Below are 14,843 nucleotides of genomic sequence, written 5' to 3'. Positions count from 1 at the left end.
CCGGTGGGCCTGGTCCAGCCTGGGTCACGGGGACCGTGGTGTCTTCTCGTCCGTTGCGGAGCGGGTCAGGCGCCGACCGGCGTGGCGGGCCGCGGTGAGGGCGGCCCATGCGGTGAGTTCGATCAGCGCCCGGTCGTCGGCCGGGTCCGCCGCCGCCCGGAACGCCGTGATGTCGTCCGGTACGACCTGGTAGGCGGCCAGCCCCGTGAGCAGGGCCAGCCGGGCGGCCGGGCGGTCCGCAGCGGGCAGGGCGCCTACGGCGGCCACGGCCCAGGCCCGGCTCGGGCCCGGGGCAGTGCTGTCCGCCACGGCCAGCCGGGCGCGCACCAGCTCGCGGGTGTCCGGCGGCAGCGCCCGGGCGCCGCCGGCCTCGATGACCGCCGCCGCGCGGGCGAACGCGCCACCGATGGACGGGTTTCCGGCCGCCCAGGCCAGATCGGCGGGCAGCGGCGCGGCCGGCAGCAGCTCCAGGGCGGCGCCGGGCGGCGGGCCGGCCGGGTCGCGGGGCCGCATCGCCTCGGTGACCATGCGCATGATGGTGCCGCGGGCGGCCGCCGGGGTCGCCGCCGGCAGCGGCGAGTCGTCGAGGAAGACGCTCACCATCCGGTTGAGGTAGTGGAAGGTGACCGCGACCCCGGCGTACTCGGGGAGTTCCTCCGGGGTCCCGGGCGGGCCGGCCGGGACGCCGCCGCCGCTCCCCCGCACCCAGCGCCCGATCCGCCCGTCCGGGTCGGCGGCGACGCCTGAACCGCCGGGCCGTCCCTGACGACCCGTCAGGCCGCGTACCATCGCCCCGTGCACGTCCACGCAGTACGGGCAGGCGTTGGCCTCGGACACGGCGGTGGCCACCGCTTCCTTGGCCGCCCGGTCCACCCCGGCGGGCACGAGCAGCGTCTCGCGCAGCAGCGCCCAGGCGGCGGCCAGGACGTCGGGGGCCGCCGCGTGCAGGGCGATGGGCGGGGCGAGCACGCCGAAGTCGCGTTCCGCCTGGGCGTAGACGGCGGCCACGGTGTCCTCGGCGTGCTCCGGCCGGACCACGGCGACGTACCGGGTCCGGGCCAGGGCCCCGCGCAGCGCGGTGCGGACGAGCCGTCGTACGGGGAGCAGGTCGAGCCCGGTGTGGTGGTTCACGTGCGGATCAGGGGCAGCACGCCCCGTCGTCCGCTGGTGGCGCCGTCCGGGGCCGGTGCCCCGTAGCGGACGGTCACGCCGCGTTCCTGGGCGGCCCGGATGATGCCGGGCACGGCGCGTTCGGCGACCGCCGCGATGGTCATGGCGGGGTTGACGGTGAGGGCGCCGGGGACGGCGGAGCCGTCGGTGACGAAGATGCCCGGGTGGCCGCGGAGTTCGTTGCGGTCGTCGAGGGCGGAGGTGGCGGGGTCGTCGCCCATCCGGCAGGACGCGAGGGGGTGCACGGTGTAGGCGCCGACGACGTCGTTGGTCCAGGGCCGGACCCGGGCGATGCCGTCGCGTTCGAGGATGTCCTTGACCTCGGCGTCGGAGGCGGCCCAGCCGTGCCGGGTGTTGGCCGTGGGCTCGTACCTCAGGTTGCCGCGGCCGAGCATCTGCTGGGAGATGCGCATGGCGTTTCCGGTGGCGGGCGGCGGGCCGAACACGCCCTCGTTGTCGTCCTCGCTCATCGTGAAGATGGTCAGCCAGGAGTTCCAGCGGGAGAGCATCCGCTTCTTGTCCCGGCCGAACCAGGTGGGTCCGTCGGTGGCGTCCGGGGCCTGGGCGAGGATGGTGCCGAGGCCGGGCGGGAAGTAGAGCTGTTCCAGGGAGTAGCGGGAGTACTCGGGCAGCGAGCCGTCGAGGCGGTCCCAGCTGGCGACGGTGGGGCCGCGGCCGATCGGGTTGGCGCCGTAGGCGGGTGCGCCGTCGCCGCGGGACAGGCCGAGGACTTCGGCGACCCGGTTCTCGTTGACGACCGCGGTGTTGAGCCGTTCGCCGTTGCCGGAGAAGTACCGGCCGACGGCGTGCGGCATGGGGCCGAGGCCGGCCTCGCTGCGCTGGAGGATGACGGGGGTGGCGCCGGCCCCGGCGGCCAGTACGACGATCTTGGCGTCGATCACGCCGGATCCGGTGGTGATCCGGTAGTCCTCGTCGTCGATGACGTTGTAGTGGATACGGTAACCGCCCCCGTCCGTACGGGAGATGGACTGCACCTCGTGCAGCGGGCGGATCACGGCGCCGTGGGTGACGGCGGCGGGCAGGTAGTTCAGGAGCAGGGACCGCTTGGCGTCGAAGCGGCAGCCGGCCATCATCCAGTTGCAGTTGACGCAGGCGGCGGTGTCGATGGCGACGGGCAGCGGGTTGGCGGTCCGGCCGGCGTGGTCGCAGGCGGCGGCCCACAGCCCGCCGGCGTAGGTGACGTCGTGCCAGTCCTGCGGGGTGACGGGCAGGGCCTCGGCAACCCGGTCGTACCAGGGGTCCAGGGTGTCGCGGCTGATGGCGGCCGGCCACATCCGGCGGCCGATGCTGCCGCGGCGTTCGAAGACGAAGCGGGGGGCTCTGGGCATGGAGGCGAAGTAGACGATGCTGCCGCCGCCCACACAGTTGCCGCCGAGGATGCTCATGCCGTCGCCGACGGTGAAGTCGAAGCCCCGCGTGTAGGAGGAGCCGAGCTTGTAGTCGTGCTCGGCGTCCTCGGCGGTGAGCCAGGGGCCGCGTTCGAGCACGGTCACCGCGGCCCCGCCGGCGGCGAGGTGGTAGGCGGCGATCGCGCCGCCGAATCCGCTGCCGATCACGAGGACGTCGGTCTGCTCCGCACTGTTCATGCCGGGCTCCCTGAGGGGGTGGTGTCGGGGTGGACGCGGGCCAGCCGTCGGCCGTAGGAGTGCTGGTCATAGCGCCAAAGGCGGTCCGGGCCGGGCGGTACGACGCCCATCGCGGCCAGGCCCGGGTGGTCCTGGGCGATCGCATCTGCGGTGTGCATATGCGCCGCGGAGTCGTAAGCCATGTTGCTGAAGAGGGTCAGGAGCACCCAGAATTCCTTCTCGGGGTGGCCCGGCGCTGTCAGCTCCGCCACCAAGGCTGTCCTGTGCCCGAAATCCAGGGCGACAAACGGCGGGAGTGTCGTGTCCAGAGCGAGTCCGCGTCCGTCCGCGTAGGTGCGCGCGTGCCGGTTGAGGAGATCGGCGAGTTCGTCCAGGCCCTCGGTCAGACCGGTGGCGTCCCACTCCAGCAGTTCGATCGCACCGGCCGCGACGGCTCCGCCGCCGTCGGCCGCGCCGGCGATCGCCGCATCGCCGGGCCAGCGCTTTTCACCGGGAACAATCGTGTCTGCATAAGCCTCCAGTGTCGGCGTCCGGGATGCCCTGAGAGCGCTTTCCGGTTCCACGGCAGTTCCTCCTGCCAGCTCATTCAGTTTTAGGCTTCAATAAGTTATGAGCAGTTAGTCCTTTCAAGCAACTCACAGGTTGCGAACCCCTCGGCAGAAAAACCTCACTAAGTCTTGGCCATAGACCGACGGACCATTACGCTCCTGACAACGTCACAGAACAACCACGAACACGGCACAACTGCTTGCGTTTCGGTCCTGCCATACCGACGTTCCATCGCACATGCCTTCGGGGGTTCCCAAGTGACAAGCGCTGATCCGCCGCGTCCTGCGTACCGTCTCCACACCGTCCCGCCGCCGCGGATCCACCGGGTCCCCGTGGCACGGCTGCGGCCCGCCGACTCCCCGCGGCTGGCCGGAATCGACACCGAACACATCCGCCGGCTGACGGAGACGCCCGACACCCTCCCACCGATCCTGGTGCACCGCGCCACCATGCGCGTCATCGACGGCATGCACCGCCTGCACGCAGCCGTCCTGCGCGGCCGTCACGACATCGAGGCCCTGTTCTTCGACGGCAGCCAGGACGAAGCCTTCCGGCGGGGCGTGCAGGAGAACATCGCGCACGGCCTGCCGCTGTCGCTGTCCGACCGCAAGGCGGCGGCCCGGCGCATCCTGGCCGCCGACCCGCAGCTCTCCGACCGGGCGGTCGCGGCGTGCGTCGGGCTGTCCGGCAAGACCGTGGCCGCCCTGCGCAGGCTTTCAGGCGCGGAATCCGCGCACCTGAACAGCCGGATCGGCGCCGACGGCCGGCGCTACCCGCTGGACGGCACCCAGGGCCGGCTGCGCGCCGTGCAGCTCATCGCCGAGCGGCCGGACGCGCCACTGCGGGAGATCGCCCGGGACGCGGGCGTCTCGGTGGGGACCGCGCACAACATCCGCAGCCGGATCCGGCGCGGCGAGACACCCGTACCGGCCGACCCGCCCGCGGCGCAGGAGTTACGCGCGTCACCGGCGCCGTCCGCACCCGAGCCCGTGCCGGCGGTGCCCTGCCGGGCCTTCCCGGAGGTGCTGCGCAGCCTCAGCCGGGACCCGTCGCTGCGCAGCACGGAGGCCGGCCGGCAGCTGCTGCGCTGGCTGCACACCCAGCCCGTCCTGACCGACGACTGGCACCACCAGCTCGACGCGCTTCCCGCGCACTGCACGGACAGCGTCGCCGCGCTCGCCAGGAAATGCGCGGAGGTCTGGCAGCAGATCGCCAGGGAGGTGGAGCGGCCGAAGGGGCATTGACACACAGGGGACCGCGTACCACTACAGGACCGAACACGGAGGGGATATGGAAACCACCATCGAACGCGCCGTCACCCGAGTCATCACCAGCATGCAGGAAAACCTCGGGCAGGAACTCACCATCGACGAGATGGCCAGGACCGCGTTATTCAGCAAGTTCCACTTCACCCGAATATTCAAGAACGCCACCGGGATCACTCCCGGGCGCTTCCTTTCGGCGCTGCGGCTGGAGCGCGCGAAGCACCTGCTGGTGACCACCGAACTCAACATCGCCGACATCAGCAATCTGGTCGGCTACCAGAGCGTGGGCACCTTCAGTTCACGCTTCAAGAATTCCGTGGGAATGGCCCCGTCCGCATACCGTCGGCTGGGCGGCTTCACCGAGGAGATCCAGCCCGCCGGGCCTCCCCCCGGCGGCCGGACCCGCCCGGTGTCGCTGCGCGGCACGGTGCTGCCCCCGGAGGACGGCGAGGCGGGCCACGTCTTCATCGGCCTGTTCCCCGAGTGCATCCCGCAGGGACAGCCGGTGCGCTGCGCGGTCCTCGACCGGCCGGGGCCCTACGTCCTGGAGGACGTCCCCGAGGGCACCTGGTACGTCCTCATGCAGTCGGTCCCGTACGGGATGGAGGAGCTGGACGGCATCCGCTCGGACGGCGCTCCCTCCATCGGCACCTACGGGCCGGTGACGGTGGGCTCGAACACGCTTCTCAAGCCGGCGGATGTGCGGCTGCGCGCGATGCGCGCGCTCGATCCGCCCGTGCTGCTGGCGCTGCTGGACATGAGAATGCACGCGCTGACGCGAGTGGCCGGCTGACGCCGGGAACGCCCGAGGGGCGCGGACCTCGGGTCCCCGCCCCTCGGGGGTTGTGCTCACCTTCGCGGTCGCGTTCCCGGCCGCGTTCGCGCTCGCGCGATCACCCGCCGGCGGCCCGCACCCGGACCGGCAGCCCGCCCTTGACCCGCAGCGACAGCATCGCCTCGGGGACCACCCGGTGCCCCGGCGGCGTGCTGAGCGTCAGCTCACGGGTGACCATCGCGGTCACGAACACGGCTTCCATCAGCCCGAGGTTGTTGCCGATGCAGAACCGCGGCCCGGCACCGAACGGGATGTAGGCGTACCGGGGCCGGTCCACCGGGCGTCCGGGGTCGAAGCGCTCCGGGTCAAAGCGCTCCGGGTCGTCCCAGAACCGGGGATGGCGGTGCAGCGTGTAGGGGCAGATGAGGACGTCCGCGCCGGCCGGCACGTGGTATCCGCCGACCTCGTCGGCGTTCACCGCCCGGCGGGTGAGGATCCACACCGGCGGGTACAGCCGCATGGCCTCGTGGACCACCATCGCGGTGTAACGCAGCCGGGCGAGGTCCTCGTACACCGGGTCGCGGTCCCCCAGCACCCGCTCCGCCTCGGCGCGTACCAGCGCGGCGGCCTCCGGGTTCCGGTCCAGCAGGTGGAAGGTCCAGCCCAGTGAGCTGGCGGTGGTCTCGTGTCCGGTGAGCAGGAGGGTCACCAGGTCGTCGCGCAGCCGCTGCCGGGCGAGTCCGGGGTCGGGTTCCCGCCCGGCGGATTCGATCAGCCGGGCCTGCAGCCCGTCGGCGGCGGCGCCGCGGTCGCGGACGAGCCGCTCCACGGCGTCCTGGAGTTCCGCGCGGGCCCGCCGGAACCTTCGCTGTTTGGGCAGCGGCGCCCACAGCGGCACCATGCCCTGGGTGACCATCTCGAACATGGCCTGGTCCTGTACCGCCTCGAAGGCGTGACCGACTGAGCCGTACGCGGACAGGTCCGCGTCCAGCAGCGTGCGGCCCAGCACGCCGAGGGTGAGGGTGGTGAACTCCTCGGTGAGGTCGACCACGTCTTCGCCCTGCCGGGCTCGCAGCCGGGCGGTCAGCTTGGCCGCCTCCTCCGCGATCACCCCCGCCTGCGCGGCGAGGTGCTTGACCTGGAAGGACGGCTGGGCGGTGCGGCGTTGCTCGCGCCACAGCGCGCCCTCGCTGGTCAGCAGGCCGTCGCCGAGGGCCCGTTTGGCCTCGGTGAGACCGATGCCCTTGTGGTAGTTGGCGCTGTTGTCGGCCAGCACGTGTTTGGCGTGGTCGGGGTGGTTGAAGATGTAGAGCGTACGCGGCCCCATGGCGACGCGGACGGCGTCGCCCAGGTCGGCGGCCTGGCTCAGCAGCTCCAGCCGGTCGGTGACCAGCTTGTGGAAGAGGGAGGGGAGTTCGGTGCGCCGGGGGCCGGGCGGGGTGCGCCCGGCCCGGCCCCGGGGTGCCGGGTTCACGCGACGGCCTCCCTCCGGGGCGGGGCCAGGCGGCCGTAGCGCCCGCCGGCGAACAGCAGGGCGTCCTGGTCCGGGCGGCGTCTCATCCATACCACCTCGCCGAGGAAGATCGTGTGGTCTCCGCCGTCGTAGTGGCGCCACATGGCGCACTCCAGGTGGGCCAGCGCGTCGTCGATGAGCGGCGCGCCGGTGGCCGGACCGGGCCGCCAGCGCACCGCGTCGAACTGCCGCGACCCCTGCGGGCGGGAGCGGTCCGAGAAGTGCCGGGCGACCTGGTCCTGGCCGGCCGCGAGGATGGAGATGCCGAAGTGGTCCGCGGATTCCAGGACCTTGTGCATGAGGGCGTCATCGGCGACGCACACCAGCACCAGGGGCGGCTCCAGCGAGACGGAGGTGAAGGAGTTCGCGGTCATGCCGTGCGGGGCGGCCCCGCCGACCGTGACCACGGTGATGCCGGTGGCGAACGTGCCGAATATCTGGCGTAGTTGGCCGGGGTCGGTGACGTCGGTCGGTCCGGCCCCGGACCCGGAGCCGGGGCTCATGCGGTCCGCTCCAGCCGGGGCGCCGTGGTCTGCGTGTACGGTTCCAGCGCCGTGAGCAGCGCCTCGGGGACGAGGGACGGCACGGTCGCGGTGTTCGGCCCGCGCATGCAGGCCACCCGCTGCCGGCCGCGGGCGACGAGGGTCTCGGTACCGTCCGCGCCCAGTTTGACGTAATCGAAGGTGAACTCCAGCTGGGTCTGGGCGAGATCGGCCAGCCGCATCCGGATGGACAGTTCGTCGAACGCGGTGATCTCGGCGAAGAACTCGCAGTCGACCTTCAGGGTGAACAGCTTGAGGTCGTCCTGGATCTCGGCGAGCACCGCGGGGGCCCGCGACTTGAGGAACATTTCCCGGCAGCGGCCCTGCCAGCTCAGATAATTGACGTAGTAGACGTTGCCGACGAGGTTGGTCTCCTCGAAACCCACCGTGTGCCGGTATTCGAAGTAGTCCGCCATGGGTTCAGCACCCTTCTGTCAGGAGTGCGAGGACGACCGGCCGGTCCACCCCGCGCACAGTGGTGAGGAGCGTGGCGATCAGCAGGTCCCCGGAGGCGAGGACGGCCCAGCCGTCGCTGCCGCGGGCGGTCAGGGTGAGCGGCGCGGCCGAGGTCAGGCCCGCCTTCTGCAGGCATTCCAGGGCCGTCCAGACGCGGATCGCCGCCGCGTCCGGGCCCTCGTCGGGCCGTTCCCGGACGAGCAGGTCCGCGACCGGCGCGTGGGTGCCGAGCAGCGCCCGCCACTCCGCTTCGGTGCGCGGCGCGACGGCTTCGGCGTCGCAGCCGACCGGCCCGCCGTCGGCGGACACCGCGCACAGCGTCAGGCCGGGGCCGTGGGCCGCGGACAGGCTGCCGCCGTCGGCGAGTTCGGGTCGGCCGTCGGGCCGGTAGCGGACCACGGCCGGGCGGCCGAGAGCGCGTGCCGCCGCGGTGGCCGTGCGGGCCCGCCGGTTGTCCGCCGCGGGTGTTCCGGGCCCGGCTTCGGGGCCGGGTTCGGGTTCGGGTTCCGCGGCGATCGACAGCTGGGCCCCGGTCAGGTCCTCCAGCGAGCGTTCCAGGTAGGGCCCGAGCAGCGGCACCGGCCACGGCCCGCGCCCGTCGCTCTTGCGGACCGCCCGCAGCCGCAGGCCCTCCCACCGCTCGACCGTGTCGCCCTGGGCGTCGCGGACGGCGATGTCGTAGACGTAACTGTCGCCGTCCCGGCTGCGCTCGGTGGCGACGTACCGCAGCTCGCCGGTGTCCACCGGCTTGCCGCCGAACGGCTGGATCCGGTCGACCGCCTGCGGCAGCAGGGTCGCGTGCGGCACACACACCTGGGTGCCGTGCATCAGCGCGTCCCGCGCGCCGGGGTCGCCCAGCAGCAGGTCGCCGGGGAGGAACCCGGCGAACCACTGGTCTGTCGCCGAGGTCGCCACGTCCGCGTCGACGTACCGGGCGGCGGCCCGGTGGTAGCGGCGCAGCCGGGTGAAGCGCCCGCTCTGGAACAGCACGCTTCCGTACAGCTCCTCGTGCGGGTCCAGCGGTACGGCGGGCAGGTCGTCCGGAGTCTGGTCGGGCGGACCCTGGTCCACCGCGGCCTCGCGGAACACGAGCCGGGCCCGGAAGTGCTCGGCCGCGAAGCCGGTCTCCGCGCTGCGGATCACCGCCTCGACGGTGTCGTCGTCGTCCGTGACGGTGACGGCGATCCGGATGGTGGTGGCCCCGGCCGGCGGGACGACGATGGGGCGCAGGAACTCCGCTGCCTCGATCACCGGCACCGTGGTGCGCCCGGTGCAGGCGGTGGCGGCCTGGGCCATCGCCTCCATGCCGATGACGGCGGGGAAGAGCAGGTTGCCGTCGAGGTCGTGGTCGACGAGGTAGGGGTCGGTGCCGGCGCTGAGCCGGGCCTCGGCGACCAGTTCCACTCCGTGGTAGTGCACCAGCGGTTTCTCGACGAAGCGCAGCAGCGGCAGCGGCGGGAGGTCGCGGCGGACCGTGCCGATGCCCTCGGTCCGGCCGCTGACCACGACGGTCGTCGGCGCGTCCGGGTCGGCCAGCAGCCGGCGCAGCAGGGCCACCCCCTGGTCGGGGGTCAGGGCGGTGACGCCGTTCCGGGTGAGGGATTCCACGACGGACAGCCGCTCGCCCATGCCGACGCCGGACCAGACCGACCACTCCAGGCAGAGGGTCCGGCAGGCGGGGTGGCTGCGTGCGAACTCCTCGGTGAGGTCGGCCAGCCATTCGTTGGCGACGGCGTAGTGGGCCTCGCCGGGCAGTCCGGACCGGCCGATGATGCTGCCGAAGGTGACGAACAGGCGCAGCCGGTCCTGGTCGACGGCGGCCAGCACGGCCCGCAGTCCGTCGACCTTGGGGGCGAAGGTGCGCCGGATCAGGGCGGTGTCGACGGCCGGGAGGCCGGCCGGCTCGTTGCGTCCGGCGCCGTGCAGCAGGGCGGTGACCGGCCCGAGGGCGGTGGTGAGGGTGTCGACGGCGGCCCGTACCTGGCCGGGGTCGGCGACGTCGGCGCGGGCGTAGTGCACCCGGATGCCGCTGTCGGCCATCCGGCGCAGGTTCGCCGCGAGTTCGGGGTCGGTGGCCGGGTCGGACCGGCCGAGCAGGGCCAGGGCGGCTCCGCTGTCCTGGGCGAGGGCGTGGGCGCACTCGGCGGTGATGCCCTTGCCGCCGCCGGTCACCAGCAGCACGTCGGCGGGGCCGAGCGGCTGGTCGGTGCGGGCGGGGCGGACGGGCAGGGCGCGCAGTGTCGGTACCCGGCGGGCACCGGCCGCGTCGTAGACGATCTCCGCGAAGTGGGCGGTGGCGGCGACCTCGGCCGTGACCAGGGCGACCGGGTCGGGGATGTCCGGGGAGGGGTCCGGCGGCAGCTGGACGATCGTGGTGCGCAGGCCCGGGGCCTCCAGGCGCAGGGTCTTGGCCAGGCCGGCCGCGCCCCGGCCGTGCTGGACCAGGACGAACCGGCCGGTGGGCGGGCCCGCCAGCGCGGTGTGCGCGCCGGTCAGGGCCGCTTCCACGTCGGCTTCGCCGGCGTCCGGCGGCAGGCAGACCAGGACTCCCCCGCCGCCTCCCGTGGCCCGCAGGGCGTCGCACAGGTCCGTGGCGAAGGGATGGCCGTCCGGCGCGAACAGCGTCCACGGGCCGGGCCCGGTGGTGCCCGCGGCGGGTACGGCGGCCGGCCGGGACAGCTCGTCCAGGTCGACGGCGAAGGCGCGGGCCCAGGCGGCGGCGCCGGCGGCTGCGGCGACGGGTGCGGTCGCGCCCTCCTGGCCGGTCCGGGCCAGCTCGGCCAGGGCGTCGGCCAGTTCTCCCAGGGTGGCGGTGGCGAAGTTCAGCGGGGTGGCGGCGGGGGGCAGGCCGAGCTGCCGGGCCCCCTCGTTGACGATCTGGCCGACGGTGATGGAGCTCAGGTGCAGGTCGTCGAGCAGCCGGGTGCCGCCGTGCACCATGTCCAGGGGCAGTTCGGCGCGTTCGGCGACGAGTCGGCGCAGCAGGTCGAGGCCGCTCTCGCCGGTCCCGGCACCGGCGCCGGCGCCGGCCTCGGGCCTCGCGGTGGGCACCGCGGCGGCCCTGGACCGGGGCACGACCACGTCCGGGACCTGTTCGGCGGGGCTGGCGAAGAACCGGAACTCGGCGCCGATCTCCAGCGGGCGCACCAGCCGGTCCTGGAACAGCCGGGTGAGGTACAGCGGCCCGCCGACGACATAGGCCGCCGCGGCCACCCGCAGCAGCGAGTGCAGGGATTCGTCGTCGGTGTCGAGGGACACCGCCGGTACGTCGCTGAGGTCGGCGGCGAGCCCGCTGAGCACCCGGCCGGGGCCGACCTCGACGAACAGGTCGAGCCCCTCGGCGGCGCGTCCGACGGCCTGCGCGAAGCGCACCGGTTCGGTGATCTGGCGGCGCAGCAGGGCGGCGATGTCGGTGTCCGTGGCGAGCGTGTCTCCGGTGACGGTGGAGACGACCCGCCGCCCGACGGGCGCGAAGCCGAGTTCGGCCATGCAGTCGCCGACCGTCTGGGCGGCGGAGGCCACCAGCGGGGAGTGGAAGGCGTGCGAGACGGCGAGCCGGGTGGCCGGCACGCCCGCCGCGCCCGCCCGGTCGAGCAGCGCGGTGACAGCGTCGACCGGGCCGGCCAGCACGGTCTGCCGGGGGCTGTTGTAGCCGGCGATGACCACGGGCAGGCCGGTGGCGAGCCGTTCGGCGGTGGCGGCGGGTGCCGTGAGGGAGCCCATGGCGCCCGATTCGCCGCGTTCGGCCATGGCCAGTCCGCGCAGCCGGGCGACGGTCAGCACCAGCTCCTGGTCCAGCGCGCCCGCCCAGGCCAGGGCCGATATCTCGCCGAGGCTGTGGCCGACGGCGACGGTCGCCTCCAGGCCGATGGCGGCGAGCGCGCGCAGGCCCGCCATGGATCCGGCGACGATGCGGGGCTGCGCGACCTCGGTGGCCACCGTGTCCAAGTCGGCTGAGCTGGGCAGGGCTGCGGCTTTGTAGACGGCTTCCGCCTCGGCCAGCCGGCGTCGCAGCGCCCCGCCGGTGGTGCCGCGGCCCGAGCCCTGGCCGGGGAAGAGGTAGCCGATCCGGGCCGGGCCGCGAGCCTCGCCGAGGAAGCCCCTGCCGTCCTGGGCGATGTGCCGGGTGGTGCCCGCGTCCAGGGTGTCGGCGAGCCGCCGGAGCTGCCGCTCGGCGTCCTCGGGCGAGGTGACGACGGCCGCCGCCCGGTACGGCGCGGCTTGCAGCCCGTCGTGCAGGGTGGCGGCCAGGTCGGAGAGCTGCGCGTACGACAGCCCGGCCGCGAAGTCGGCCAGTCCGGTCAGCTTGCGGCGCAGCTCCTGCGGCGATTCGGCGTCGGCCAGCAGCAGTTCGGCGTCCTGGACGGAACGGGCGAGCTCCGCCTCGCGCCCGGTGGCGGACGCGGTGGCGGCCCGGCGCCGGGGGCCGGCTGCGGCCGGCCGGTCGAGGACGACATGGGTGTTGATGCCGCCGAAGCCCATGGCGGTGATGCCGGCCCGGACCGGGAGGTCCTCGGGCCAGGGCTCGGCGCGGCGGAGCGCGCGCAGCACGTCCGGGTTCTCCAGCAGCAGCGGGTGCGGGTCGACGAGGCCGAGGGCGGGCGGCAGGGTCTCGGCGTCCACGGCCATGGCGGCCTTGATCAGTCCGGCGACGCCCGCGGCGGCCTTGGTGTGCCCGATCATGGCCTTGACGGAGCTGATCACGGCGGGCGGGACGGCGGCGCCGCCGCGCCCTGCCGCGGCGCGCGCGGCCTCGTCGCGGGCCTGGATGAGCGCGCCGAGTTCGGTGGCATCGCCGACCTGGGTGCCCGTTCCGTGGCCTTCGAACAGGCCGACGGATTCGATGCCGAATCCGGCGCGGCCGTAGGCGCGGCGCAGCGCCAGCCGGTAGCCGTGGATCTCGGGCCGGGTGATCCCGCCGTGGCCGTCGGAGGAGATGCCCCAGCCGGCGATGCTCGCGTAGACGCGGTGCCCGGCCGCGAGCGCGTCCGCCTCGCGCATCAGCACGATCATGCCGCAGCCCTCGCCGGGCCAGAAGCCGTTGGCGCCCCGGTCGTAGACCCGCATCTCCTGCCGGGCGAGGGCGCCGGTCTTGGCGAAGCCGACCATCTCGAACGGGTCGATGGACAGGTCGACGCCGCCCGTGACGGCGACGTCGATGTCGCCGTCGAGGAGCGCGCGGGCAGCCTGGGTGACGGACAGCAGGGAGGACGAGCAGGCGCCGTCGACGGTGTATCCGCCGCCGCCGAGGTCGAAGTGGTTGCAGATCCGACCCGCGATGGTGTTCGACAGGCCGCCGGCCAGGGTGTCCTCGTTGACCGGCGGGAAGGGACTCTTGTAGGTGGCCTCGACCTCGTCGAGGAAGCCGGCCAGCCGGTCGTCGTCCCAGCCCTGGAGGTCCTGGGACTTGAGGGCGGCGGTGAGCACCCGGCGTACGTACGGCCAGCGCAGCCGCATGGTGTTGGCGCGGGTGAACTCGCCGGTCAGGGTGTTGCCGACGACGACGCCGGTACGTTCCCGGGGCAGGCCCTCGCCCTGCGGGAAGCCTGCGTCGGCGAGCGCCCGGCCGGCGACGTCCAGGGCGAGCCAGTGGGTGAGGTCGGTCGAGCGGTACGTGCTGCCGGCGATCTTGTGTCCGAGCCGGTCGAACTCGTAGCCCTCGATCACGGCGGCGGTGCGGGCGTAGAACCGGTCCGGGGCCGCGGGGTCGGCGTCCCAGTAGTCCTCCAGGCGCATCCGGACGTCCGGGAGGCGGCGGAAGGCACGCCGGCCTGCCACGGCGTTCTCCCACAGGTCGCGGGGGGTGTCCGCGTCGGGGTAGCGGCAGGCCATGCCGACGATGGCGAGTCTGGTCATCGGACTGCCACCGCCGGCTGGGTGTCGACGGCGTCCGCGTCCGCCGCGGCGGGCACCCCGGCCTCGTCGCCCGCCGCGGCGGCGGCGGGCGCGACGGACCCGGTGGAGGCGGTGGATGCGGTGGATGCGGTGGACTCAGTGGACTCGGCGGGCGCGGCCCCGGCGGCCGGGGGCGCGGTCTCGGCCGCGCGGGCGGCGGCGGCCTGCTTGCCGGCCAGGTGGACTCCCCAGTGGTAGAGGCCGCGGATCAGGCAGACGAGCGCGGTGGCGAAGAAGATGCCGTATGCGATGTGCAGCGCGGTCAGGACCCCGTACATGGCGGCGACCCCGCCGCCGAAGGCGACCTGCGCCCACGGCTTGGAGGGAGTGGTGCCCGGGTCGGTGATCATGTAATTGGTGAAGAGGACGAACGCCACGCCGGTCATCATGGCGAGGCCGCCGGAGATGGACGTGCCGAGGACGAGTCCGCGGATGACCGCCTGCAGGGCGAAGCCGATGACCCAGGCGGCGATCAGCCACATCCGGCCGGTGAGCTTGGAGTTCAGCAGCGTGCCGGCGGTGATGATGATGGCCGGGATGAGCCAGTCGATGGGCGTCTCGACGTACTCGGTGAAGTGGTACGGGGGCGCGATGCTGGCCCAGGGGAAGAGCAGCAGGATGATGGCGATGCCGAAGTTCGACGGGTTCATGTAGTGCCGGAGCCGGCCCCGGACGGGCGCGCGCAGCACCCACTTGGTGCCGACGGCGACGATGACGCCGAAGATCATCACCCAGACGCGGTCGTTGACGTAGGTGAGCATGTTGAGCGCGAGGCCGGTGATGTGCGCCGGGTAGAGGAACTCCAGCAGGCCGCGGAAGCCGCCGTCCAGGAAGCGGGGGGCGCGGCGCTCGGCCTTGGCGGCGACGACCTCCAGCACGATCTCGGTGGTGTAGGCGGTGGCGAGCGCGATCAGCGGCCAGGTCCACGGCTGTTCGAAGCCGAGGACGGTGTAGCCGAGGAGGTTGAAGATGCTGATGGAGATGGCGAAGCGGCGCAGGGCGGTGACGACTTTGGGGTCGTGGCGTGGTGCTGCTGCTGTGGCGGGCAACTGCCCTGACTTGTCGGACATG

General features: G+C 73.5%; 10 protein-coding genes. 2 read left to right on the top strand and 8 right to left on the bottom strand.

The features are described from left to right. Window positions 1-24: 24 nt before the first annotated feature. The 3 genes from AC068A_RS00725 to AC068A_RS00715 are packed head-to-tail and all read right to left on the bottom strand — an operon-like array spanning window position 25 to window position 3,340. Window positions 25-1,131: a carboxymuconolactone decarboxylase family protein gene (locus tag AC068A_RS00725; protein WP_478578740.1), complete on the bottom strand. Its 1,107-nt coding sequence runs from the start codon at window positions 1,129-1,131 to the stop codon at window positions 25-27. Continuing rightward, a complete protein-coding gene (locus tag AC068A_RS00720) occupies window positions 1,128-2,777 on the bottom strand; it encodes an FAD-dependent oxidoreductase (protein ID WP_478578739.1) in 1,650 nt (549 codons plus the stop codon). Before AC068A_RS00720 ends, AC068A_RS00725 begins: the two co-directional genes overlap by 4 nt. Then, window positions 2,774-3,340, bottom strand: a complete 567-nt coding sequence (locus AC068A_RS00715) for a DUF5987 family protein (RefSeq protein ID WP_478578736.1) — start codon at window positions 3,338-3,340, stop codon at window positions 2,774-2,776. Before AC068A_RS00715 ends, AC068A_RS00720 begins: the two co-directional genes overlap by 4 nt. Window positions 3,341-3,658: 318 nt before the next feature. Between AC068A_RS00715 and AC068A_RS00710 the strand changes: the two genes are divergently transcribed. Together AC068A_RS00710 and AC068A_RS00705 are read left to right on the top strand one after the other, a co-directional pair. Beyond that, window positions 3,659-4,570, top strand: a complete 912-nt coding sequence (locus AC068A_RS00710) for a streptomycin biosynthesis protein (protein WP_478578734.1) — start codon at window positions 3,659-3,661, stop codon at window positions 4,568-4,570. 46 nt (window positions 4,571-4,616) lie between these two features. Beyond that, complete coding sequence (locus AC068A_RS00705; protein ID WP_478578732.1) at window positions 4,617-5,384, top strand: AraC family transcriptional regulator; 768 nt, start codon at window positions 4,617-4,619, stop codon at window positions 5,382-5,384. A 100-nt stretch (window positions 5,385-5,484) separates the two neighbouring features. On the opposite strand, the gene AC068A_RS00700 is transcribed toward AC068A_RS00705, so the two are convergent. The 5 genes from AC068A_RS00700 to AC068A_RS00680 are packed head-to-tail and all read right to left on the bottom strand — an operon-like array spanning window position 5,485 to window position 14,842. Beyond that, window positions 5,485-6,840 (bottom strand): cytochrome P450, encoded by a 1,356-nt coding sequence (locus tag AC068A_RS00700; RefSeq protein WP_478578730.1) that lies wholly within the window; start codon window positions 6,838-6,840, stop codon window positions 5,485-5,487. Next, a complete protein-coding gene (locus tag AC068A_RS00695) occupies window positions 6,837-7,382 on the bottom strand; it encodes a flavin reductase family protein (protein ID WP_478578727.1) in 546 nt (181 codons plus the stop codon). The genes AC068A_RS00700 and AC068A_RS00695 overlap by 4 nt, the downstream gene beginning before the upstream one ends. Beyond that, entirely contained in the window at window positions 7,379-7,837 is a 459-nt protein-coding gene (locus tag AC068A_RS00690) for an acyl-CoA thioesterase (RefSeq protein WP_478578725.1), read from the bottom strand. The genes AC068A_RS00695 and AC068A_RS00690 overlap by 4 nt, the downstream gene beginning before the upstream one ends. Before the next feature lie 4 nt (window positions 7,838-7,841). Further along, a complete protein-coding gene (locus tag AC068A_RS00685) occupies window positions 7,842-13,733 on the bottom strand; it encodes a type I polyketide synthase (RefSeq protein ID WP_478578723.1) in 5,892 nt (1,963 codons plus the stop codon). Continuing rightward, window positions 13,730-14,842: an enediyne biosynthesis protein gene (locus tag AC068A_RS00680; RefSeq protein ID WP_478578720.1), complete on the bottom strand. Its 1,113-nt coding sequence runs from the start codon at window positions 14,840-14,842 to the stop codon at window positions 13,730-13,732. Before AC068A_RS00680 ends, AC068A_RS00685 begins: the two co-directional genes overlap by 4 nt. Window position 14,843 lies beyond the last annotated feature (1 nt).

The sequence above is a fragment of the Streptomyces sp. NPDC043854 genome, assembly GCF_056436005.1.
The sequence above is the reverse complement of the archived record's forward strand: the minus strand, read 5'-3'. Positions and strand labels throughout refer to the sequence as shown.